Raw genomic sequence first — 22,823 nt, forward strand, 5'->3', positions numbered from 1 at the left:
CATGCAAGTGTCTGTTGAAACGACGTCAAACATCGAGCGTCGCATGACGATTGGTGTGCCCGCCCAGGAAATCGACAAGGCGGTTGAAAAGCGTCTTCAGGAAACCGCGCGCACCGTCCGTCTGAATGGCTTCCGTCCCGGCAAGGTGCCCTACAAGGTCGTCAAGCGTCGTTTCGGTGACAGTGTACGCCAGGAAATCGTTGGCGAAGTCATGCGCGACAGTTACGTCAAGGCACTGGAAGAAAGTGATGTGTCCCCGGCGGGCTGGCCCCGTTTCGAGCCGAAGACCATGGAAGAAGGCAAGGACCTCGAGTTCGTTGCCGTTTTCGAGGTACTGCCGGAAATCGAACTGGGCGACCTGAGCAAGATCGAAGTCGAAAAGATGGTTGCCGAGGTAACTGACAAGGATATCGACAAGATGATCGATAACCTGCGTCGTCAGCAGGCCACCATGAAGGAAGTCAAGCGCAAGTCCAAGAACAAGGACACCGTCACCATTGACTTCAAAGGGTATGTCGATGGCGAGGTCTTTGAGGGCGGCGAAGCCCAGGATCACCGCCTTGAGCTGGGCTCCGGCCAGATGATTCCCGGTTTCGAGAAGGGCATCGTAGGTGCCAAGACCGGTGAAGACATCGAGGTCGAAGTGACCTTCCCCGAGGACTATCACAGCGAGGATCTCAAGGGTAAGCCTGCGAAATTCGAGATCAGCGTCAAGAAAGTCGAAGAGCCCCAGCTGCCTGAGCTGAATGAGGAGTTCTTCCAGCGCTTCGGGATTGAGGCTGACTCCGAGGAAGCCTTCCGCGAGGAAGTGAAGAAAAACATGGAGCGGGAGCTCAAACAGGCCATGTCCGCCAAGGTGAAGAACGACGTGGTTGACGGTCTGCTGGAAACGACCGAAGTAGAGATTCCCCAGGCACTGATTGACCAGGAAATTGATCGTCTGCGTAATGACGCCGTACAACGTTTCGGTGGTCAGATGGATCCGCAGCAGCTGCCCAAGGAAATCTTCCAGGACCAGGCTGCCCGTCGCGTCAAGACTGGCCTGCTGTTCCAGGAAGTCGTCAAGACTAACGACCTGAAGGCTGAAGACGAGAAGGTGGACGAGAAGATCCGCGAGATTGCGTCTACCTACGAGCAGCCGGAAGAGGTGGTTACGCACTTCAACAGCAATCCGGAGCAGAAGGCGCAGATTGAGTCGGTTGTGCTGGAAGACGCGGTAGTTGACTTTGTCCTCGATCAGGCCAAAGTTAATGAAAAGAAGGTCAAGTACGACGACGTCATCCAGGCAGCCCAGCAACAGCGGGGATAAGTGCCCGGCACTTACCCCGGGCTGAGCGCCCGGAGAAACAGCCGGCTTGACCGGCTGTTTCTTTGTCAAGAATCATTCAGTCCGAATCCGATAAGGAGTGCAGGCACACATGTCCCAGAAACCTTTTGATGGTTCCTCCATGGACGCCAATGCGGCATTGATCCCGATGGTTATCGAGCAGACCTCTCGTGGTGAGCGGTCTTTCGACATTTACTCACGGCTCCTGAAAGAGCGGGTCATCTTCATGGTGGGTCCGGTGGAAGACCACATGGCCAACCTGATCGTCGCTCAGATGCTGTTCCTGGAGTCCGAAAATCCGGACAAGGACATTCACCTGTACATCAACAGCCCTGGTGGTTCGGTCACGGCTGGTATGTCCATCTACGACACCATGCAGTTTATCAAGCCCGATGTGGCGACCCTTTGTGTCGGCCAGGCTGCCAGTATGGGCGCATTCCTGTTGGCCGGTGGTGCCGCCGGCAAGCGTGCGTGCCTGCCGAATTCCCGGGTCATGATTCACCAGCCCCTGGGTGGTTACCAGGGCCAGGCGACGGATATCGAGATCCACACAAAGGAAATTCTCAAGATCCGCGATACGCTGAATCGTATCCTGGCAGAACATACCGGGCAGGACCTGGAGACCATCGCCAGGGATACGGACCGGGATAACTTCATGGATCCGCATCAGGCGAAGGAGTACGGGCTTATCGATACCGTACTTGATAAGCGCGTCCCGAATACATAATACTGACGGTAGTCGAATCGGTGTGCGGCTGCGTACTCTATTGAGGGTTCCAGGCGGTAACGGTGCATACCAGGCCGCACATTGGCACCGAAAACCAGACCAGAGGTAATTCAATGGCAGATGAAAGAAACGGCAGGGGCGACGATAACGGCAAGTTGCTGTACTGCTCGTTTTGCGGAAAAAGCCAGCATGAAGTCCGTAAGCTCATTGCAGGGCCGTCGGTATTCATCTGCGACGAGTGTGTCGACCTGTGTAACGACATCATCCGGGAGGAAATCCAGGAGAGTGCACAGGAAGAGGCCAGTGACCGCCTGCCGACACCAGCGGAGATCCGCAATACCCTTAACGAGTATGTGATTGGCCAGGACCGCGCCAAGGTGGTGTTGTCAGTGGCTGTCTATAACCACTACAAGCGCCTGCGCTACGGTGAAGGCAAGGCCGAGGTGGAGCTTGGCAAGAGTAACATCCTGCTGATCGGCCCCACCGGTAGTGGTAAGACCCTGCTGGCAGAGACCCTGGCACGCATGCTGAACGTGCCTTTCACGATCGCCGATGCCACCACGCTGACCGAAGCCGGTTACGTGGGGGAAGATGTCGAGAACATCATCCAGAAGCTGCTGCAGAAGTGCGATTACGATGTTGACAAGGCGCAGCGGGGTATCGTTTACATCGATGAAATCGACAAGATTTCCCGCAAGTCCGACAATCCGTCAATCACCAGGGATGTCTCCGGTGAGGGTGTGCAGCAGGCGCTGCTGAAGTTGATTGAAGGCACGGTTGCATCGGTACCCCCCCAGGGTGGTCGCAAGCATCCGCAGCAGGAGTTCCTGCAGGTAGATACCGGCAATATGCTGTTCATCTGTGGCGGCGCTTTCGCCGGCCTGGACAAGGTTATCCGCGAGCGTACGGAAAAGAACAGTATCGGTTTCTCGGCGTCTGTCGCCAGTCAGGATGATACAAAGTCCACCGGTGACGTAATTCGTAACGTCGAGACCGAGGACCTGGTTAAGTATGGCCTGATCCCGGAGTTCGTCGGTCGTCTGCCCGTTGTGGCAACCCTGACGGAGCTGGATGAAGAGGCGCTGGTCGAGATCCTGACCGAGCCCAAGAATGCCCTGACCAAGCAGTACCAGAAGCTGTTTGATATGGAAGGGGTGGAGCTGGACTTCCGTGATGATGCACTGCGCGCCGTTGCTCGCAAGGCCATGATACGAAAGACCGGTGCCAGGGGGTTGCGCTCTATCATGGAGGCCACGCTGCTCGACACCATGTATCAGATCCCGTCTGAGCCTGACGTCACCAAGGTTGTGATTGACGAGAGCGTGATCGAGGGTGATTCCGAGCCGTTCAAGATCTACGCCAGCAGTGATCACGCAAAGGCGGTGCCGGAAGACTGAGATCGTCATTGCCGGGATGTGCCAGGACACAAGAAAAGGGCGGCAACGCCCTTTTTTTGTGTCCGTCACCCACCATTTCAGGGTATTTCCTCACGGACAGGTTTCTGTGGGAGAAAGGCTCTGTAAAATCATTGCAATCCCGCGAATAACCCCAATGTTCGGTGGTATGCTGAAAGAAATGTCGTCAGAGGATTCCTTATGACCCCGACTCCAGAAACCCGTACCGAATACCCTATGCTTCCCCTTCGGGACGTGGTTGTTTTCCCTCACATGGTAGTTCCGCTGTTTGTGGGGCGTGAAAAGTCTATCCAGGCCCTGGAAGCGGCCATGGAGGGTAGCAAGGAAATCCTGCTGGTTTCACAGCGGGATGCCGGCACCGATGATCCCGGTCCTTCCGATGTATTTGATGTGGGCACCCTTGCAACCGTCCTGCAGATGCTGCGCCTGCCTGATGGTACGGTAAAGGTGCTGGTGGAAGGTAACGCCCGTGCCAGGCTGGACGCCGTGGCTGAAGATGAATACCTGACTGCCACCGCTACGCTACTTGAGACAGACTCACTGCCGGAGCGGGAAGAAGATGTGCTGGTACGCACCCTCACGGAGGAGTTCGAGAAGTATGTGAAAATGTCCCGCAAGGTACCCTCTGAAGTGTCCAGCGCATTGCAGGGCATCAATGAGGTGGAGCGGCTTGCGGACACCATGGCCGCCCACCTTGAGCTCAAGGTGCCAGAGAAGCAGGAATTGCTGGAAGCCCTGGATATCCGTAACCGCGTTGAGCTCCTGCTGGGCCGGCTGGACAGCGAGATAGACCTGATCGAAGTGGAAAAACGAATCCGCGGCCGGGTCAAGAAGCAGATGGAGAAGAGCCAGCGGGAGTATTACCTTAACGAACAGATGAAGGCCATCCAGAAGGAGATGGGCTCACTGGGCGAGGGTGGCGGTGACTTCGAGGACCTTGAGCAGAAAATCGAGGAGGCCGGGCTCCCGGAAGAGGCCCGCAAGAAGACCGAGGCGGAACTCAGCAAGCTCAAGATGATGTCACCCATGTCTGCTGAGGCCACCGTTGTCCGGGGCTATATCGAGTGGATGCTGTCCATCCCCTGGAAAAAGCGCAGCCGGGTCCGGCATGATATCGAGAAGGCCCGCGAGATCCTGGACGAGGACCACTACGGCCTGGATGAGGTGAAGACCCGCATCCTTGAATACCTGGCCGTACAAAGCCGTGTCAAGAAGGTGAAGGGGCCGGTGCTCTGCCTGGTGGGTCCTCCCGGTGTGGGCAAGACCTCCCTGGGGCAGTCCATCGCCCGTGCGACCAATCGCAAGTATACCCGCATGGCCCTGGGGGGCGTGCGTGACGAAGCCGAGATCCGCGGTCACCGCAAGACCTATATTGGCGCCTTGCCGGGCAAGTTGCTGCAAAAATTGTCCAAGGTCGGCGTGAAGAACCCCCTGTTCCTGTTCGACGAGATCGACAAGATGGGGATGGACCACCGTGGCGATCCCGCCTCCGCACTGCTGGAAGTGCTGGACCCGGAACAGAACCATACATTCAACGACCATTACCTGGAAGTGGACTACGACCTGTCTGACGTCATGTTCGTGTGCACATCCAACTCCATGAACATTCCGCCGGCGTTGCTGGACCGGATGGAAATCATCCGTATTCCGGGGTACACCGAGGACGAGAAGGTCAATATCGCCCTCAAGTACCTGCTGCCCAAGCAGCTCAAGGCCAATGGCCTGAAAAAGGACGAGTTGGTGATTCCCGACCAGACCCTGCGGGACCTCGTTCGCTATTACACCCGTGAGGCCGGCGTCAGGGGGCTGGAGCGGGAACTGGCCAAGATCTGTCGCAAGGTGGTCCGTGAGCACGTGGAGCAAGGAGAGAAAACGGCCCTCGAGCTGACACCTGAAAAGCTGGAAGACTACTCCGGCGTGCGCAAGTTCACCTATGGCCTGGCGGAAGAAAAGAACCAGGTAGGCTCGGTGACCGGCCTGGCCTGGACCTCTGTTGGCGGCGAATTGCTGACTATAGAGACCGCTGTTACCTCCGGTAAGGGTCGCGTGGTCAAGACCGGTTCCCTCGGGGATGTGATGCAGGAGTCTATCCAGGCTGCGCTGACGGTGGTCCGTAGCAGGGCCCCCGGTCTTGGAATACGTGACGACTTTCACGAAAAACATGATCTGCACGTCCATGTGCCGGAAGGCGCAACCCCGAAAGACGGCCCCAGTGCCGGCATCGGAATGTGTACGGCACTGGTGTCCTCGCTAACCGGTATCCCGGTTCGCGCAGACGTGGCAATGACCGGCGAAATCACCCTGCGGGGCCGCGTGCTGGCCATTGGCGGCCTTAAGGAAAAGCTGCTGGCAGCCCATCGTGGCGGCATCAAGACAGTCGTTATTCCGGATGAAAATGTTCGTGATCTCAAGGAGATACCGGATAACATCAAGGAGTCCCTGGAGATTCGTCCGGTGAAGTGGATCGACGAGGTGCTCGATATCGCCCTGGAGTACACTCCGGAGCCGCTGGCCGAGACGTCTTCCACCGCGGCCCAGCCTGGTGGTACCCGGGATGACGAAGGTGATGCCGGAGAGCGGATCAACACACATTAAAAGCTGAGTGCTTTGTTGACATGCCGGAGAGCCCGTTGGTATAACTGTTTCGCCGTGAAGCAGCCAATACCAAGGGCTCCCGCGCGATCAAGACCTATTCCGTGGACCGGTTAACAGCCGCAGGGAATAAAAAAAGTGAAGAATGGAATTCTCCGACTGCTTATGCGATAGTCGGAAACGTCCGAGAAAAATAAACAGACCGAGAACTTCTCCAACCTGAAATCGAAGGGGTTTAGTGTGAACAAGTCCGAACTTATCGATGCAATTGCAGAGTCCGCCGATATCTCCAAGGCAGCCGCTGGCCGTGCCCTGGATGCGATGACCAACTCCATCACCGGCGCTCTCCAGAAAGGCGATCAGGTCACCCTGATCGGCTTTGGTACCTTCTCTGTCAAGGAGCGCGCCGCACGCACTGGCCGTAACCCGCAGACTGGTGCCGAGATCAAGATCCCGGCCTCCAAGGTGCCCGGGTTCAAGGCAGGTAAGGCTCTGAAGGACGCCGTCAAGTAACGGACTCCTTCGGCAGGCGGTGCCGGTATCGAGTCACCTGTGCCGCCCTGCTCGAATTCAAGGCGCATTCCATTCCGGGTGCGCCTTTTTACGTTCAGTCAGTGTATAAAGTCCCGGCCCCGCTGTTCCGGGCGAGCCTGCTGACTGTTATTCCAGAGCAACACTGATCGAGGCCTGACGCTGAACCCGGTGCCATCCGGACGGCACGAAAGGGGGCAAGCGATCCGGGAGGAACATGCTTCAAGATATTCGGGACAATGCCCAGGGCACCATCGCCAAGATTATCATCGCTGTATTGATCGTTTCCCTGTCAATCTGGGGTATGGACGCCATAGTCGGCGGCTTCCGCGGTGAACCTGAAGTCGCCACTGTTAACGGCGAGGATATTACCGAGCGGGAGTACCTGCGGATGGTGCAGATCGCCAGCCAGCAGCGGCTGAGCGAAATGGAAAACCCGGACCCTACCCTGCTGGATGAAGACCGTATTCGCCAGGAGGTGCTGGAAAGCATGATCCAGGCCGAGGTTCTTGCCCAGGACGCCGGTAACCAGGGACTCGAACTGACTGACCAGGGTGTTGACCAGTTGATCGTCAGCATGCCCCAGTTCCAGGTCAACGGCGAATTCAGCCAGCAGAACTTTACCTCGTTCGTTCGCAATCTGGGTATGGGCGTGGCCGAGTTCCGTGAGTTGCTCAAGCGCGACTACATCAGCAACCAGATTCGGACCTCTGTCATCCGTGGCGGGGTCGCACCGGCGGAAGCCGCTCGCCAGGTGCTGGCGATCCAGGGCCAGACCCGGGACTTCAGCACCCTGACCCTTGGCGCGACCTCGGTCGCCGATGAGGTCGAGGTAACCGACGCCGACGTTGAGCAGTGGTATAGCGAGAACCAGCAGCAGTTCACGCGGCCTGAGTCCGTGGACGTGGCCTGGATCGAGCTTTCCCTGGACACGGTTGCCGAAACCGTTGATGTTCCCGAGCAGGACGTTCGCGACCGGTACGATGAACTGGTGGCAGAAGAAAGCTACGAAGAGCGCCGCTCTGCCCACATCCTCGTCGAAGATGGAGATGATGCGCAAAGCCGTATTGAAACCATCCAGCAGCAGCTGGACGACGGCGCCGACTTTGCCGGGCTGGCGCGGGAATTCTCCGATGACCCCCTGTCGGCGGAGCAGGGCGGCGACCTGGGTTACCTGAGAGAGGGAGATCTCGGCGGTGCCTATGATGAAGCCATGCTGGCCCTGGAAGAGGGGGAGGTATCCGGCCCGGTGGAAACCGAGTACGGCACCCACTTTATCAAGGTGCTCGATATCCGTACCTCAGAGCCTGCTCCCTTCGAGGAGTTGGCTCCGGGAATCCGTGACCAGATTGCACAGTCCCGCGCCGGTGACGAGTTTGCCCGTCAGCGGACGGATCTGGCTGACATGGCGTTTTCCTCCGAGACACTGGAGGAGCCCGCCGAACAATTCGGGCTCGAGGTCAAGACGCGTAACGGCGTCACCCGGGAAGGTAACGAGGCACCCTTTGAGCATGCCGGACTGGTGCGTCAGCTGTTCTCTGCGGACGTGCTGGAAGACGGCTTCAATACCGAGCTGATCGATATAGACCAGACCACCGCCGTCGTGGCGCGGGTGACGGAGCATCATCCCGAGGCTCCGCAACCCCTGGAGGAAGTGGCAGGCCAGATTCGTGAGCGCCTCCAGCGCGAGCAGACCCTTACCTTGCTGCAGGAGCGCGCTGATGAGCTCCTGGGCCAGCTCCGGACAGGAGAGGCGACGCCTGAAGGTGACGACTGGACTGTCTATGATGACGTGGTGCGCAACCAGTCCGCGGTGCCTGCCCCGATCCAGGCCCGGGTATTTTCGCTGCCGACGCCTGATGAGGATGGCTTCAGTTTCGGTACCGTTGCCGACGGATCGGACCTGGTGATCATCGCGCTGTCGGATGTGAGCGACGGTGAGGTGGACTCCGAAAGCGAACAGGTCCGTAACATGGCGCAGTTCCTCGCCCAGATGAATGGCCAGCAGGAATACAGTGCCTACGTTCGTACACTCCGGGAGCAGGCAGAAATCGAACGGCCCTGACGCCGCCCCGGCCCTGCAGCCAGTGCTCTGATGAAAGGTCTGCCCCGATGCTTCGCGGCAGACCTTTTTTATATGCGGACTGGCCAGCACCGCCCGGAAATCAATCGCGCCTCGAAAACTGGCAATCCTGCTGCGGTATTGTCATGCTTTTTGTATGACGTTCCATAAAGCAGCTACCTGACCCTCTGGAGGCACCATAATGGGGAATCCGGCCTGTGACCTGGTACTTTTCGGGGCTATGGGGGACCTGGCGACCAAGAAACTTTTCCCGGCGCTGTATCACCTGCACCGTGCCGGCCTTTTGCCGGAACAGAGCCGTATCCTGGCCCTGGCAAGGCGGGACCTGAATAAAGCCGGGGCCCGCCAGCAGATCGCCAGGGGCCTGGAGGAATACCTTGAACCCGAGGTCATGGAAGCCGACGCAATGGACGGGTTCCTGGCCCGGGTCGACTACCTGAAAATGGACTTCTCGGATGCCGAAGGCTACCAGCAACTCGGTGAATGGCACCGTCAAGGAGGGCACGGCAATGTGCTGGTGCTCTACTTTGCGACACCACCCGGGTTGTATGGGCAGATCACCGCCCACCTGTGTGACGCGGGTTGCTGCGATGACAGCGCACGGGTAGTGGTGGAAAAGCCTATCGGGCAGGACCTGCCCTCTTCGCAGAAGCTGAACGACCAGCTCGCCACGGCCTTTCGTGAAGAGAACATTTTCCGGATTGACCACTACCTGGGCAAGGAAACCGTCCAGAACCTGATCGCCCTGCGCTTTGCCAACAACCTGTTTGCCTCCCAGTGGGACCAGAACCATATTTCCCACGTAGAAATCACCGTTGCGGAAAGCGTCGGGGTAGAAGGTCGCTGGTCTTATTTCAACAGCGCCGGCCAGCTGCGGGACATGGTGCAGAGCCATTTGTTGCAACTGCTGTGCCTGCTGGCGATGGACCCACCATCGGATCTCTCACCGGACAGTATCCGGGATGAAAAGGTCAAGGTGCTCAAAGCACTGGCGCCCCTGACACCAGAGCGCATCAGTACCCACCTGGTTCGGGGCCAGTACACGGCAGGAACCGCCGAGGGTGTGCCGGTGCCGGGCTACCTGCAGGAAGAAGACGCAGGGGGAGCCAGTCATACGGAAACCTTTGTGGCCCTCAAGGTGGAAATCGAAAACTGGCGCTGGGCAGGTGTACCGTTCTACATCCGCACCGGAAAGCGATTGCCGGAGAAGCGGTCCGAGGTCATCGTCCACTTCAAGCCGGCTCCTCATTACATTTTTGACCCGGACCAGAAGTACCTGGCCAATAACAAGCTTATTATCCGCCTGCAACCTGATGAGGGCATGTCCCTGCAAATACTGACCAAGGATCAGGGCCTGAGCCGGGGAATGAGGCTGCGCCAGGGCCCACTGGAACTGACGTTTGCCGAGACTTTCGATACCGAGCGCATTCCCGATGCCTATGAACGCCTGCTGCTGGAAGCCATGAAAGGTAACCAGTACCTCTTCGTCCGTCGTGACGAGGTGGAACACGCCTGGCGCTGGGTGGATCAGTTGCTGGCCAATTGTGACGATTGTGGCGCCCATCCCAAGCGATATGCGGCGGGCACCTGGGGGCCGGTAGCCGCCATTGCCATGATTACCCGGGATGGCAGGAGCTGGTATGAAGATACCTGATGCGTCAGGGCACCTGCCTGTAACGTTTAACCAGGCGGCTGAGCCGGACGAACTGGCCAGCCGGTTGGCGCAGCGGGTGGCCGAACAGCTTCGCCAAGCGCTTGACCGGCAACAACGGGCCCTGCTGGTTGTGTCCGGCGGCACCACTCCGGAACCGTTCCTCAGGAAATTGTCAGAGGCTGACCTGGACTGGTCGCGAGTGGATGTCCTGCCCACGGATGAGCGGTGGGTGGCAGAGAATGACCCGGCCCGCAACAGCCGTCTGATCAGGGGGACCCTGTTACGGCGGAAGGCTGCGGCTGCCAGTTTTCATGAACTGATTGCAGCGGTGCAAGAGGATCCACAGGCTGCTGCCGTTGAGGCGAGTTCCCGGCTGATGGCGCTGCCATGGCCGGCAACGGTTGTCGTGCTGGGGATGGGAGAAGATGGTCATACCGCCTCGCTTTTCCCCGACGCCCCCGAGTTGCAAGGCGCGCTAGCCCCTGATGCTCCGCTTGCCGTAGCCACCAGTCCGGCTTCGCAAAGCACCCCACGGGTATCCTTGAGTCTTCCGGCGCTGGTGGGTGCGATCTGTACCGCCTTGTTGCTGAGAGGGCAAGGCAAGTACACAGCGCTGGAATCGGCCCTGGCGCAGCCGGCCAACATTTACGGGGCGCCGATACGGGCCTTCTTCCGGCAGCCGCTGGAGGTATTCTGGTGTCCCTGACGGGACGGGAGCAGCATCGATGACAGGACTTTCAGACCAGCAGCGGCAAAGGATTATGGCTGTGCTTGAGGCCGGCCCCCTGATTCCGGTGATTTCCCTCCAGCGCGAGGCTGACGCCGTGCCGCTGGCAGAGGCATTGGTAGGGGCGGGCATTAGGGTGCTGGAGATTACCCTGAGAACCCCCCGGGCGCTGCCCGCTATCGAGCTGCTCAGCAAACGGTTGCCGGATGATGTTCTGGTGGGAGCGGGTACCGTTACGGACCCGGCCGGTTACCGCCGCGCCGAGAACGCTGGAGCCCGCTTTGTGGTCAGCCCCGGTATTACACCGCGGTTACTGGACTATGGCCTGACGGCCAATGCGCCCTTGTTGCCCGGTGTGGCTACGGTGTCGGAACTTATGCTGGGGTATGAGCTGGGCTATCGGTCGTTCAAGTTTTTCCCGGCAGAGGTGTCCGGTGGCGTGAAGGCCCTCGAGGCCTTCGCCGGGCCATTCCCGGATGTGGCCTTCTGTCCGACTGGCGGCATACGCCAGAATACCGCAAGGGATTACCTGGCCCTTTCCAATGTCAAGGCGGTAGGCGGCACCTGGCTGACGCCGGAGTCAAAGGTCAGCGTGGGAGATTGGGCGGGGGTGTCCCGGCTGGCAAGGGAAAGCCTTGCCAGCTGTAGAGGTCAATACGGAGACCCTTAACGGATATTGTCCCCAACCCGGAGGATTTTCATGGTGTTGGTTCCGCCCTGGGCGTTGACGTAATCGCCCTTGGTCACCACCACAAGGTCGCCCGGGTTGACGATGCCCCGGTCCTGCAGTTGTTTTACGGCCAGGGCATTGGTCTGGTCGGGAGCAACCTCGGCCGAGTCAAACGGCACGGTTTGCACGCCCCGGTAGAGCGCCACCTTGTGCTGGGTGGTGAAGTGACGGGAAAAGGCAAAGATGGGCAGCCCCGACTTGATGCGGGACATCAGCAGAGGCGTGGCGCCGGTTTCGGTAAGACAGATAATGGCGGTTACCCCCTGCAGGTGGTTAGCCGCGTACATGGCGGACAGGGCGATGGCCTCGTCCACCCGCTCCATCTCCTCGTGCATGCGGTGGCCTGACTGATGCATGGAGGGGTGGCGTTCGGCGCCCTTGCAGATGCGGTCCATGGCTTCCACTGCCTGTACCGGATAATCGCCCACGGCGGTCTCGGCGGAAAGCATGACCGCGTCGGTGTAGTCCATTACCGCGTTGGCCACGTCGGATACCTCGGCGCGGGTCGGCATAGGGTTGTCGATCATTGATTCCATCATCTGGGTGGCCGTGATGACAACCCGGTCCAGGGCGCGGGCCCGGGCGATGATGTGCTTCTGGACAGCGACCAGCTCGGCATCGCCGATTTCCACCGCCAGGTCACCCCGGGCGACCATCACGGCGTCAGAGGCCAGGATCACCGAGTCCAGCGCTTCGGTATCGTGGGCCAGTTCGGCCCGTTCAATCTTGGCCACCAGCGACGCCCCGGAGCCAGCCTCCCGTAGCAGCGATCGGGCGGTGTCCATATCGTCAGCGGTGCGGACGAAGGAGACGGCCACATAGTCTGCCCCCAGCTGTGCGGCGGTTACGATGTCATCCCGGTCCTTGCTGGTCAGGGCGTCGGCAGAGAGGCCGCCACCGCGTTTGTTCAACCCCTTGTTATTGGACAGGGGGCCGCCGATCAGTACGGTGGAGGTGATGCTGTGGTCATCCACTGCGGTCACTTCCATCTCGATACGGCCATCGTCCAGGACCAGGATATCGCCGGGAACGACGTCGCGGATCAGTTGCTCGTAGTCAATGCCCACGGCCTGGTCATTGCCGGCATCCTTGTCCATGGCGGCGTCCAGCACAAAGGTCTGGCCGGCCCGGAGGGTCACCTTGTTGTCGCGAAAGCGAGCGATGCGCAGTTTAGGTCCCTGCAGGTCTGCCAGAACGGCCACGAAACGGCCAGCACGGGCCGAGGCTTCCCGCACCTGGCGGGCCCGCTCGCCATGTTCCTCCGCGCTACCGTGGGAAAAGTTCAGGCGAGTGACGTCAACGCCGGCGCGGATAATCCGCTCAAGGGCGTCCGGGGCGTCGGTGGCGGGGCCAAGGGTGGCAACGATCTTGGTGCGCCGTAGCTGCTCTGGCATGGCGTTCGGGTTCCTTTTTTTGGCGTCAGTGCGTATGGGGCAGTCCGCAGTCATGGTACTGTCTGAGTGTAACAGAATGGTGAAGGAGCGCTTCCATGAACCCCACGGTTACCCGGGTTACTGAACGGATTATCCGGCGCAGTCGCGACAGCCGGCAAGACTACCTTCGGCGCATGGAAGACCTCGGTCGCCAGTCGCCCCACCGGACCTCACTGTCCTGCGGAAACCTGGCCCACGGGTTCGCTGCCTGCCAGCCTGGCGACAAGCAGACCCTCAAGCTGATGAACCAGGCCAACGTGGCGATCGTCTCAGCCTACAATGACATGCTGTCGGCCCACCAACCCTACGCCACCTTCCCCGATGTGATCCGCCAGGCCGCCCACGGCATGGGTTCGGTGGCCCAGTTTGCCGGTGGTACCCCGGCCATGTGTGATGGTGTCACCCAGGGGCAGCCAGGCATGGAACTGAGCCTGGTGTCCCGGGATGTGATTGCTATGAGTACCGCGGTGGCCCTGAGCCACAACATGTTTGATGCCACCGTGCTGCTGGGGATTTGTGACAAGATCGTGCCGGGCCTGCTGATCGGCGCACTCAGCTTCGGATACCTGCCCACCGTCCTGGTGCCCGGCGGCCCCATGCCCTCGGGGTTGCCCAACAAGGAAAAGCAACGTGTCCGGCAGTTGTACGCCGAGGGCAAGGTAGGGCGTGACCAGTTGCTGGAGGCAGAAAGTCAGTCCTACCACAGCCCGGGCACCTGTACGTTCTACGGCACCGCCAACAGTAACCAGGTCCTGGTTGAGGTGATGGGGCTGCATTTGCCGGGCGCGGCCTTCGTAAACCCCGGCACCCCTCTTCGGGATGCGCTGACCCGCGCCGCAACAGAACAGGTCATAAGGCTTTCCCGGCCTAACGGTGGCAACCTCGGGCTGGCCCATGTGGTTTCCGAGAAAAGCATCGTCAACGCACTGGTTGCCCTCCTGGCCACCGGTGGCTCCACCAACCACACCCTGCACTGGGTGGCCATTGCCCGGGCAGCGGGTATTCGTATTGACTGGGATGACTACGCTGAACTGTCCGCGGTCACTCCGTTACTGACCCGGATCTACCCCAATGGCGACGCGGATGTTAACCACTTCCACCAGGCTGGGGGGACACCGTTGCTGATCCGTGAGTTGCTCGATGCCGGGCTGCTCCATGACGATGTGGAGACGGTGATGGGCAAGGGTTTGCGGGCTTATACACAGGTACCGGTGCTCGAAGATGGCGAGCTTCAGTGGCGGGCCGCCGTGACGGCAAGTTCAGATGTCAGCGTACTGAGACCTGTATCGGAGCCGTTCGATTCAGAAGGTGGGCTTACGGTGATCCAGGGTAACCTGGGCCGTGGCATCATCAAGACCTCGGCCGTGGCACCAGAACACCAGGTGGTAGAGGCTCCGGCCCGGGTCTTCGATGATCAGTTACAGGTGGCGCAGGCGTTTGAACGCGGTGAACTGAACTCGGATGTCGTGGTCGTGTTGCGCGGGCAGGGGCCGGCAGCCAATGGCATGCCGGAATTGCACAAGCTGACCCCATATCTGGGCAGCCTGCAGGACCATGGCTACCGGGTGGCGCTGGTCACTGACGGACGTATGTCCGGGGCCAGTGGCAAGGTGCCCGCAGCCATCCATGTTTACCCGGAGGCGGCACGGGGCGGGCCACTGTCGCGGGTACGCGATGGTGATATGATTCGGGTGGATGCCACCCGGGGGGAGCTTGCCGTTGCCCTGGGTGAGGAAGAACTGGCTTCCCGTGAACCGGCGATTGAGGATCTCTCCGGCAACCAGGCCGGGTGGGGGCGAGAGCTTTTCGGCTGGTTCCGCCAGGGAGCCTCCGAAGCGGAGAAGGGCGCCACCCTGTTTTTCCAGGGACATTGCGACTGAACCACGAACCGGGTTAACAATAACAAGGAGTAGAACTACCCATGACACAGTATCTGCTGGCCATAGACCAGGGCACCACCAGTTCCCGGGCCATTCTGTTTACCCGCGAAGGGCAGATCCACGCGGTGGAGCAACAGGAGTTTGACCAGATCTATCCCGACAGCGGCTGGGTGGAGCACGATCCGGAGGCTATCTGGGAGACGGTGGTAGCCACCTGCAAAGCGGTGATGGACAGGAACCACGTGAGTGCGGACCAGGTACTGGGAGTGGGCATAACCAACCAGCGGGAAACCACCATTCTCTGGGACCGGGAAACCGGAAAGCCAGTCCACAATGCCATTGTCTGGCAGGACCGCCGCACCGCCGGCCTGTGTCAGCAACTCAAGGACGACGGCCATGAGCCGGCCGTGACCGAGCGCACGGGACTGCTGATCGACCCCTATTTCTCCGCCACCAAGATCCGCTGGATACTGGACAATGTACCGGGTGTCCGGGAGCGTGCAGAAAAGGGAGAGCTTGCCTTTGGTACCGTGGATACCTTCCTGCTCTGGCGGCTGACCGGTGGGCGCTCTTTCCTGACGGATGCCACCAATGCCTCCCGTACCATGTTGTTCAATATCCATGAACAGTGCTGGGACCCTGAACTTCTGGACCTGTTTGGTGTTCCCGAATCCCTGCTACCGGAAGTCCGCGACTGTGCCTCGGATTTTGGCACGATTGACGAGGGACTGCCCGCGGCAGGGGTGACCATCGGCGGTATTGCCGGTGACCAACAGGCGGCCCTGTTCGGTCAGACCTGTTTCGCCGAGGGCACTGCCAAGAGCACCTATGGCACCGGCTGCTTCCTGATCCTTAACACCGGTGATCGGGCACTGAAGTCCTCCAACCGGCTGCTCACCACGGTGGGCTACCGCCTGGATGGCAAGACCACCTACGCCCTGGAAGGCAGCATTTTCATCGCCGGTGCGGCGATCCAGTGGCTGCGGGACGGGCTCAGCCTGATCCGTATGGCGGACGAGTGCGAAATGCTGGCGGAACAGACTCCCGTGGATCACGGTGTCTATCTGGTGCCGGCTTTCACCGGGCTGGGCGCACCCCATTGGGACCCCAAGGCAAGGGGCGCCATGTTCGGGCTGACCCGGGACACCGGCATCAAGGAGATCGTGACTGCCGGGCTGCAGTCGGTCTGCTATCAGACCAAGGACCTGCAGAAGGCGATGGAAGACGATGGCGTTCGCCCGGTTGCCCTTCGGGTTGACGGCGGCATGGTGGTGAATAACTGGGTGTTGCAGTTCCTGGCCGATATTCTCGGGGCCACGGTCGACCGGCCGGAAGTCATCGAGACGACAGCGTTGGGTGCAGCTTTCCTGGCGGGTCTGCAGGCAGGGGTCTATCGGGATCTGGGAGAAATCGAGGGACTTTGGCGGTGTGAGCGCCGCTTCGAGCCAGGCATGGCCAAGGCAGACCGGGACCGGCTGTACGCCGGCTGGCTGGAAGCCGTTCGGCGCCTGCAGCAAAGCTGAGCCGCAGGCGCCTGTAGCATTTTACTGAAGCGTCAGGGGCATACCGGTCTGGCGCCGGTCTTGCTGCCACTCTTCCAGGGTGCGGGCGGCTTCGGCGCCCGGCAGCGAGTGGACTACCTCAAAGTAGTCAGCGGAATACTCGTCGGCGAGAACCTGTTCCCTGGGGCGCAGTTTGACGACATGAACGGACTGCACATTCTGGTGGTCAAACGCCCGCCACTCCTGTTCGTCTTTCAGCAGGCTGTAGCGGTGGCCTTCCAGGGCCCGAATGACAGCGTCCGTACGAGTAGTGCCAGCACGTTCGACGGCATCCTTGTACTGGTGCACGATGCTGTAGGCGGAGGCGGCCGCTGAGGACGGGCGCATGTTGTACTGGTCCGAGAACGCCTTTACGAATGCTTCGCCTTGTTCATAACCCTGTTCTACCGGGAGGTTCCACACCCAGGGAGCCGCGCCGATAACACCTTCCATAATGGTCGGGCCCACTTGTCGCGCCATTCCCAGGGTGATGTTGGGCACAACGATCTGCATCCGTTCATGGAGTCCCATGGAGTAGGCGATATTGATGGCCCGAACCATATCGTCGCCAAAGAGCACCAGTGCCAGCACGTCAGCATTGCTCTCTGCGGCTTCGTTCAGGGCTGCCTGAAAATCGCTGGTCAGGGCGGTGGGGAAGGGCGTGGTAACACCAGGATGGGCGCTGGTATCGGTGGTGCCGGTGAACTGCCGCAGGGACTCCTCAACCGTCCAGCCCCAGGTGTAGTCGGCTGTAACAAAGTAGTAGTTGCTATCGCCATGCTCTTTGCTCAGATACCTGCCCAGCGCCTTGGCAGACATCCAGGCGTTGTATGGTTCACGGAACATGTGAGTGTGGCCGGCACTGCCGGTTGTGGCGTTGGAATAGGTAAGGGTGCCAAAGTAGATCCGATCCCGCTCTTTTGCGGCCTTGCCCGCGGCAATGGCAACGGCAGAGGACACTCCGCCAAAAACCATTTGCACGTCGTGGTTGTCGATCAGGTCAGCGGTATTGCGGACACTCCTCTCAGGGTCGCTGCGGGTGTTCCGGATAACCAGCTCCACTTCCTGCCCCAGGATGCCGCCCTGCTGGTTGACCTCCTCCACGGCCAGGAACGCGCCCAGTCGCTGTTGCAGGCCCTGATCCTCATACCGGCCTGACTGGGGATAGTTCAGCCCCAGCTTCAGCGTCTCCGCGATGGCAGTCAGGGAAACAAGCGACAGACTTATCGCTATCAGAAGCTTGCGGATTCTCATGAATAAAGCTCTCCTGTCAGACGGCGAATGGTTTCCGCCCGGTTATGTTGTGGTTATGAAAGGTTGCAAAGGAAAACAACACCGGAAGTGTTGTCATTACAGCACAAAACCGCAATTGGACCTTGGTTAAAAATGTCGCGGGGCGTTTACAGGGCGTAGAAGCACATTACCCGGCCACTCCCTGGCCGGGTAATAGAAAAAGGCGGGACACTGGTATTAGCCGTGGGCGCCCATACCACCATCGATTCGGTACTGGGCACCGGTCACGAAGCCTGATTCGTCGGATGCCAGGAACAGCACCACGCTGGCGATATCGTCAGACTCGCCATAGCGACCCAGGGGAATGTCCTTGGTGAGCGCGGCCTTTGCCTCCTCCCCGTGGCCTGGCTGGAAGCCTTCTTCCAATGAGCGCATCATGCGGGTATTCACTGGCGAGGGGTGTACCGAGTTGACCCGTACGCCATGGGGCCCCATTTCCAGGGCCGCTGACTTGGTGATACCCACTACGGCGTGCTTGGATGCGACATAAGGGGCCACACCGGGGCTGCCCATCAGGCCAGCCACCGAGGACATGTTGATCACCGAGCCGTAGCCCTGTTGCTGCATGACCCTGAGCACATGGTGCAGCCCCAGGAACACACCGCGTACGTTTACCGCGATGACTTTGTCGAAATCCTGGATCTTCTGGTCGGTAATGGGGGCTACCTTGCCTTCGATGCCTGCGTTGTTGAAAAAGATATCAACACGTCCGAATTCATCCATGGTCTTTTTCACGTAGCCGGCGACATCTTCCTCGCGGGACACGTCGGCGGCCACTGTAACAACCTTGCCGGCATCCTTGAGTTCCCCGGCTGCGGCTTGCAGGTCTTCCTCCTTGAGATCCACCAATACCACGCTGGCGCCTTCCTCCAGGAATCGCCTGGCAGTAACCTTACCGATGCCGCCACTTCCGCCTGTGATAATCGCAACTTTGTCTTTGAGTCTTGCCATGATTCCTTCCTCCTGGTTCAGGCGCGGGGCAGGGGTGTTGCCACGGGTTGCGCCTGGTTATTGTCAGGTTCCAGCCCCGAGAGGCGGAACTGGTTTCGTCCTGCAGCCTTTGCCTGGTACATCGCTTCGTCGGCCGCTTCCATCAGGGATTCGGCGGTTTCGCCATCAAGCGGGTACAGACTGATACCGATACTGGAGCCAACCCGGAGCAGGGCATCACCACAGCGATAGGGGCGTGCGTTGGCGTCGATCAGGCGTCGGGCAATCCTGGTGGCGTGTTCGGAATTGTCCAGCTCCGGCAAGAGCACGATGAACTCATCGCCGCCGAGGCGGGCCAGTGTGTCGTCTTCACGCAGGCAACTTTGCAACCGTGCTGCAATCTCTGTCAGCAAGTGGTCACCGGCTGCATGCCCGTGAATATCGTTGACGGCCTTGAAATGATCAAGGTCCACGAACATGACCGCGAGCATCTGCTGCTTGCGGTGGGCATGGCGGATGCCATGCTGCAGGCGATCTTCCAGCAGACGGCGGTTTGGCAGGCCGGTCAGGGCATCGTAATAGGCCAGTTGGCGGATGCGTTCTTCATTCAGTCGGTGCTGGGTTATATCGGTGAACAGGCCGGCGTAGTGGGTCACCTTGCCGTCATCATCACGGATGGCGGTAATGGTGAGCAACTCCAGGTAAAGCTCCCCGCCTTTACGCCGGTTCCAGATTTCTCCGCGCCAGCGTCCGGTCAGGCTCAGGGTCTCCCACATCTCCCGGTAAAACGCAGAATCATGGCGGCCCGAGGAGAGTATGGCCGGCGTGTGATCGATGACCTCTTCGGGCTGATAGCCGGTCAGCTGGGTAAAGGCCGGGTTCACAAACTGAATCTTCAGCCCGGGGTCCGTGATGATGATCCCTTCCAGCGAGGACTCGATCACCCGCTCTGCCAGTTGCAGGTGGCGACGGGACTGCGCAAGGGCGGCGTCCCGCTGTTCCAGGGTAGCCCTCAGGTCCTCCAGGTACATGTGTTCGGCGCCAGCAATCAGGTCCGAGAAACCAAGCAGGCCGATCAGCTCACCCTCCTGGCTGGTGACACCCAGGTGACGTATTCGTTTCTCCAGCAGCAGGTCGCGGGCCCGGATCAGCGGCTCGTTCAGGCCGATGGTCTGCAGTGGCCTGCTGGCCAGGTCGGAGACCGGAGTGTCCCCGGGGTAATTGCCAATAAAATGCAACACGTCCCTTTCCGTCAGAACGCCGGGGCCATGGTCGTCACAGATGATCAGTGCCGCATCATGGTGGGTTTCATGCATTTTCCGGGCGGCGGCGGAGAGTTTGAGTTCTCCGCGCAGCATCAGCGGGTTCTGACCCAGGGCTGAATGCACTTCACGCAGTCGCAGGTAGGGCTCAAGGCCCTGATTCATGGCGATGTCGCTCTGGCTGAGTATGCCAGCAATGCGATCCTGGCTGTCGGTCACCAGGAAGTGCCGCCGATGCTCCTGGCGGAACCGCATGGCAGCCTCCGCGATACTGGTACCGGTAGTGATCGTCGCCACCGGTGCGCTCATGACATCCGCAATCGGGCAGTGGAGGGAGTCCGGATCGGAGAAATCCACCAGCAGCGCATCGTGTTCGGTCCAGATGCCCACCGGTACTTTATCGTCCATGACCACAATGGAGCTGCAGCCATGGTCAGCCATCAGCCGGGCGGCACGGTTCAATGGCATCTCCGGCGGGCAGTGCACGGGCACGCCAGAGCGCATGATGCTCTCGATGGGTAGGTGGTTGGCCATGGTGCTTCCGGTTATGTTTATTGGTTTGCAGGTATATCTGACATTGTCTGCCGCCGGTCACGGTCCGGTTTTGACGGACGTCAATTGCTCAGCCATTCTTTGCGATATGCTTACGGTTTTTTACATTCTGGCCTGTCTGCCCCTTGTCCGACGTGTGCGACCGGTTGCTTACCCCCCGGCGCAACAGGTCAGGATCGAGTATGACAGGCTGCCCCAGCCAGATATCACCGAGGAGGTGGGAACGCCATGTCCAATAACCGAACCGAAGAACTTCAGCGTCTGAAACAGGAGCTGACCCGTCGGCTTGAGCGTTACGAGGCGCACCAGCACCGGGAAGGTGGCAAGCTGGAGGCGGATTTCTCGGAACAGGCGGTGCAACGCCAGAACGACGAGGTGGTGGACTCCCTGGAGCACGAGGTCCGCGACGAACTGCGCCACGTCATCCATGCCCTGGAACGAATCGAGCAGGGGGAAGGCGAGGTGTGTGAGCGTTGTGGTAACGAGATCAATCCGGAGCGCCTGAAAATTCTCCCCTGGGCTTCGCTCTGTGTTCGGTGTGCAGAAGCGGCCGAGTAGCCCTTTTCCTGCCCCTGTTCGTACTGACCATTCACTGTCTGCCGGTCGCTCCCGTTTCCGGGAGTACCGGTCTCCTGCCGTAAGATTAAGGACCGAACACCATGACTCAGACGGGCGATATGTCCTGGAAGATGCCGAAGAGCCGGGTTATCGGCCTGTTTACGGGCCTCGCCCTGCTGGTCGTCACGCTGGTCGTACCGCCGCCGGGTGACCTTGGTGTGGCGGCCTGGTCGGCACTGGGCCTGATGATGCTTATGGCAGCCTGGTGGGCGACAGAGGCGATTCCTATTCCGGCCACCTCGCTGGTGCCGATCGTATTGATCCCGGCCCTGGGTCTCGGCTCGGTCAGGGATGCGACTTCACCCTATGCCAATCCCATTATTTTCCTGTTCCTGGGGGGCTTTACCCTGGGCCTGGCGATGCAGCGCTGGAACCTTCACCGGCGGATCGCACTGCACATCCTGCTATTGGTCGGCACCAGCCCCAAACGACAGATTGGCGGGTTTATGGTAGCGACCGCCTTTCTCAGCATGTGGGTTTCCAATACGGCAACGTCGATCATGATGTTGCCTATTGGCCTGTCTGTTCTGAGTATGGTGCATGCGCCGGATGAGGACAGTCGCAAGCGCTTTGGTGTCGCCCTGTTGCTCGCCATTGCCTATTCCGCAAGCGTTGGCGGTATAGCGACGTTGATTGGTACACCGCCCAATGCCCTGCTGGCGGCGTACCTTGCGGGAGAGCAGGGTATTCCCCTGGGCTTCGCACAGTGGATGGTAATCGGTGTGCCGGTGGCGTTGCTGATGTTGCTTGTGATCTGGTGGTGGCTGACTCGCAAGGATTTCGGAATTGACGGGTCCGGCGGTGCCGCAGAGGCAATCCGCGATGAGCTGCGTGACCTTGGTGACCTGGGCAGTGCCGAGAAGCGCGTCGCCCTGATATTTGGCCTGACTGCCGCAGCTTGGATATTCCGCCCGTTACTGTCCGGTACGCTGCCCTGGCTGAGTGATACGGTGATCGCCATATTGGCCGCCATAGTGCTGTTCCTGGTCCGTTCTGGCCAGCGGGATGGCAATGCCCTGATGGACTGGGAAAGTGCGCGGGACCTGCCCTGGGGGGTATTGTTGCTGTTTGGTGGTGGTTTGGCGCTGGCTGGCGTGATCAGCAGCTCTGGCCTGGCTGATGCCATTGCAGAGAGCCTGTCAGCCCTGGATGCGCTGCCGTTGCTGCTGATGGTCGGACTGGTGGTAGCGGTAATCATCTTCCTCACAGAGGTGACCAGTAATACCGCTACCGCAGCGGCGTTCCTGCCCCTGCTCGGAGCGCTGGCGGTAGGGCAGGGCATCTCCCCGGTGCTGCTGACCGTGCCGGCGGCCATTGCTGCCAGCTGTGCGTTTATGATGCCGGTGGCTACGCCTCCCAATGCCATCGTTTTCGGTAGTGGCTATATGGCCATCAGCGACATGATCCGCACGGGTTTCGTGCTCAACCTGGTGGGCGTTGTGCTGGTGACGCTGGTGGGGTACCTGCTTATGGGAGTGGCCTTCTCGGTCTGAGAAGGTCAGGACGGGCTGGCCGGTGCCCGGCCGCT

The 22,823-nt window shown here is 60.0% G+C and carries 17 protein-coding genes; 13 read left to right on the plus strand and 4 right to left on the minus strand.

The features are described from left to right. Position 1: 1 nt before the first annotated feature. The 9 genes from tig (at position 2) to MLC59_RS03625 (ending at position 11,726) form a co-directional block, all read left to right on the plus strand. Complete coding sequence (tig, locus tag MLC59_RS03585) at positions 2 to 1,309, plus strand: trigger factor (RefSeq protein ID WP_248230914.1); 1,308 nt, start codon at positions 2 to 4, stop codon at positions 1,307 to 1,309. A gap of 109 nt (positions 1,310 to 1,418) precedes the next feature. After that, on the plus strand, positions 1,419 to 2,054 hold the full coding sequence (gene clpP / locus MLC59_RS03590) for an ATP-dependent Clp endopeptidase proteolytic subunit ClpP (protein WP_248230916.1): 636 nt from the start codon (positions 1,419 to 1,421) through the stop codon (positions 2,052 to 2,054). Between the two features lie 113 nt (positions 2,055 to 2,167). Beyond that, entirely contained in the window at positions 2,168 to 3,451 is a 1,284-nt protein-coding gene (gene clpX / locus MLC59_RS03595; RefSeq protein ID WP_248230918.1) for an ATP-dependent Clp protease ATP-binding subunit ClpX, read from the plus strand. Between the two features lie 198 nt (positions 3,452 to 3,649). Further along, positions 3,650 to 6,064: an endopeptidase La gene (gene lon / locus MLC59_RS03600; protein ID WP_248230921.1), complete on the plus strand. Its 2,415-nt coding sequence runs from the start codon at positions 3,650 to 3,652 to the stop codon at positions 6,062 to 6,064. A 216-nt stretch (positions 6,065 to 6,280) separates the two neighbouring features. Further along, entirely contained in the window at positions 6,281 to 6,574 is a 294-nt protein-coding gene (locus MLC59_RS03605; RefSeq protein WP_282450838.1) for an HU family DNA-binding protein, read from the plus strand. A 235-nt stretch (positions 6,575 to 6,809) separates the two neighbouring features. Continuing rightward, positions 6,810 to 8,657 (plus strand): SurA N-terminal domain-containing protein, encoded by a 1,848-nt coding sequence (locus MLC59_RS03610; RefSeq protein ID WP_248230922.1) that lies wholly within the window; start codon positions 6,810 to 6,812, stop codon positions 8,655 to 8,657. A 199-nt stretch (positions 8,658 to 8,856) separates the two neighbouring features. Continuing rightward, positions 8,857 to 10,329, plus strand: coding sequence for a glucose-6-phosphate dehydrogenase (gene zwf / locus MLC59_RS03615; RefSeq protein WP_248230924.1), 1,473 nt, complete (start codon positions 8,857 to 8,859; stop codon positions 10,327 to 10,329). Beyond that, on the plus strand, positions 10,316 to 11,035 hold the full coding sequence (gene pgl, locus MLC59_RS03620) for a 6-phosphogluconolactonase (protein WP_248230929.1): 720 nt from the start codon (positions 10,316 to 10,318) through the stop codon (positions 11,033 to 11,035). Before zwf ends, pgl begins: the two co-directional genes overlap by 14 nt. Positions 11,036 to 11,054: 19 nt before the next feature. Further along, complete coding sequence (locus tag MLC59_RS03625) at positions 11,055 to 11,726, plus strand: bifunctional 4-hydroxy-2-oxoglutarate aldolase/2-dehydro-3-deoxy-phosphogluconate aldolase (RefSeq protein WP_248230930.1); 672 nt, start codon at positions 11,055 to 11,057, stop codon at positions 11,724 to 11,726. Here the strand turns inward: MLC59_RS03625 and pyk are convergent. After that, positions 11,723 to 13,180, minus strand: a complete 1,458-nt coding sequence (gene pyk, locus MLC59_RS03630) for a pyruvate kinase (protein ID WP_248230932.1) — start codon at positions 13,178 to 13,180, stop codon at positions 11,723 to 11,725. The genes MLC59_RS03625 and pyk overlap by 4 nt on opposite strands. Positions 13,181 to 13,275: 95 nt before the next feature. Here pyk and edd point away from each other — a divergent pair, with 95 nt between their 5' ends. Together edd and glpK are read left to right on the plus strand one after the other, a co-directional pair. Beyond that, the gene (gene edd / locus MLC59_RS03635) at positions 13,276 to 15,099 is read left to right on the plus strand and encodes a phosphogluconate dehydratase (protein WP_248230934.1); all 1,824 of its coding nucleotides are present in this window, start codon (positions 13,276 to 13,278) and stop codon (positions 15,097 to 15,099) included. Between the two features lie 41 nt (positions 15,100 to 15,140). Then, positions 15,141 to 16,622 (plus strand): glycerol kinase GlpK, encoded by a 1,482-nt coding sequence (gene glpK, locus MLC59_RS03640; RefSeq protein ID WP_248230936.1) that lies wholly within the window; start codon positions 15,141 to 15,143, stop codon positions 16,620 to 16,622. 21 nt (positions 16,623 to 16,643) lie between these two features. Here glpK and MLC59_RS03645 read toward each other — a convergent pair whose 3' ends face one another. From MLC59_RS03645 to MLC59_RS03655, 3 genes are all read right to left on the minus strand, one after another. Then, positions 16,644 to 17,894, minus strand: a complete 1,251-nt coding sequence (locus tag MLC59_RS03645) for an ABC transporter substrate-binding protein (RefSeq protein ID WP_248230938.1) — start codon at positions 17,892 to 17,894, stop codon at positions 16,644 to 16,646. 216 nt (positions 17,895 to 18,110) lie between these two features. Next, positions 18,111 to 18,884 (minus strand): SDR family NAD(P)-dependent oxidoreductase, encoded by a 774-nt coding sequence (locus MLC59_RS03650; protein ID WP_248230939.1) that lies wholly within the window; start codon positions 18,882 to 18,884, stop codon positions 18,111 to 18,113. Positions 18,885 to 18,901: 17 nt separating this feature from the next. Continuing rightward, complete coding sequence (locus MLC59_RS03655; RefSeq protein ID WP_248230944.1) at positions 18,902 to 20,659, minus strand: diguanylate cyclase domain-containing protein; 1,758 nt, start codon at positions 20,657 to 20,659, stop codon at positions 18,902 to 18,904. A gap of 246 nt (positions 20,660 to 20,905) precedes the next feature. Here MLC59_RS03655 and MLC59_RS03660 point away from each other — a divergent pair, with 246 nt between their 5' ends. Both MLC59_RS03660 and MLC59_RS03665 read left to right on the plus strand, forming a co-directional pair. After that, positions 20,906 to 21,235, plus strand: a complete 330-nt coding sequence (locus MLC59_RS03660; protein ID WP_248230946.1) for a TraR/DksA family transcriptional regulator — start codon at positions 20,906 to 20,908, stop codon at positions 21,233 to 21,235. Positions 21,236 to 21,336: 101 nt separating this feature from the next. Beyond that, positions 21,337 to 22,788 carry an SLC13 family permease gene (locus MLC59_RS03665; RefSeq protein ID WP_248230947.1) on the plus strand — a complete coding sequence of 484 codons (1,452 nt, stop codon included), beginning with the start codon at positions 21,337 to 21,339 and terminating at the stop codon, positions 22,786 to 22,788. The last annotated feature ends 35 nt before the right edge of the window (positions 22,789 to 22,823 follow it).

The sequence above is a fragment of the Marinobacter bryozoorum genome (genome assembly GCF_023156245.1).
Lineage (GTDB): Bacteria > Pseudomonadota > Gammaproteobacteria > Pseudomonadales > Oleiphilaceae > Marinobacter > Marinobacter bryozoorum.

What these genes read in the sequence shown, in the direction of transcription:
- tig (WP_248230914.1), top strand. Translation starts at nt 2, where the DNA reads ATGCAAGTGTCTGTTGAAACGACGTCAAACATCGAGCGTCGCATGACG.
- clpP (WP_248230916.1), top strand. Translation starts at nt 1,419, where the DNA reads ATGTCCCAGAAACCTTTTGATGGTTCCTCCATGGACGCCAATGCGGCA.
- clpX (WP_248230918.1), top strand. Translation starts at nt 2,168, where the DNA reads ATGGCAGATGAAAGAAACGGCAGGGGCGACGATAACGGCAAGTTGCTG.
- lon (WP_248230921.1), top strand. Translation starts at nt 3,650, where the DNA reads ATGACCCCGACTCCAGAAACCCGTACCGAATACCCTATGCTTCCCCTT.
- MLC59_RS03610 (WP_248230922.1), top strand. Translation starts at nt 6,810, where the DNA reads ATGCTTCAAGATATTCGGGACAATGCCCAGGGCACCATCGCCAAGATT.
- zwf (WP_248230924.1), top strand. Translation starts at nt 8,857, where the DNA reads ATGGGGAATCCGGCCTGTGACCTGGTACTTTTCGGGGCTATGGGGGAC.
- pgl (WP_248230929.1), top strand. Translation starts at nt 10,316, where the DNA reads ATGAAGATACCTGATGCGTCAGGGCACCTGCCTGTAACGTTTAACCAG.
- MLC59_RS03625 (WP_248230930.1), top strand. Translation starts at nt 11,055, where the DNA reads ATGACAGGACTTTCAGACCAGCAGCGGCAAAGGATTATGGCTGTGCTT.
- pyk (WP_248230932.1), bottom strand. Translation starts at nt 13,180, where the DNA reads ATGCCAGAGCAGCTACGGCGCACCAAGATCGTTGCCACCCTTGGCCCC.
- edd (WP_248230934.1), top strand. Translation starts at nt 13,276, where the DNA reads ATGAACCCCACGGTTACCCGGGTTACTGAACGGATTATCCGGCGCAGT.
- glpK (WP_248230936.1), top strand. Translation starts at nt 15,141, where the DNA reads ATGACACAGTATCTGCTGGCCATAGACCAGGGCACCACCAGTTCCCGG.
- MLC59_RS03645 (WP_248230938.1), bottom strand. Translation starts at nt 17,894, where the DNA reads ATGAGAATCCGCAAGCTTCTGATAGCGATAAGTCTGTCGCTTGTTTCC.
- MLC59_RS03650 (WP_248230939.1), bottom strand. Translation starts at nt 18,884, where the DNA reads ATGGCAAGACTCAAAGACAAAGTTGCGATTATCACAGGCGGAAGTGGC.
- MLC59_RS03655 (WP_248230944.1), bottom strand. Translation starts at nt 20,659, where the DNA reads ATGGCCAACCACCTACCCATCGAGAGCATCATGCGCTCTGGCGTGCCC.
- MLC59_RS03660 (WP_248230946.1), top strand. Translation starts at nt 20,906, where the DNA reads ATGTCCAATAACCGAACCGAAGAACTTCAGCGTCTGAAACAGGAGCTG.
- MLC59_RS03665 (WP_248230947.1), top strand. Translation starts at nt 21,337, where the DNA reads ATGACTCAGACGGGCGATATGTCCTGGAAGATGCCGAAGAGCCGGGTT.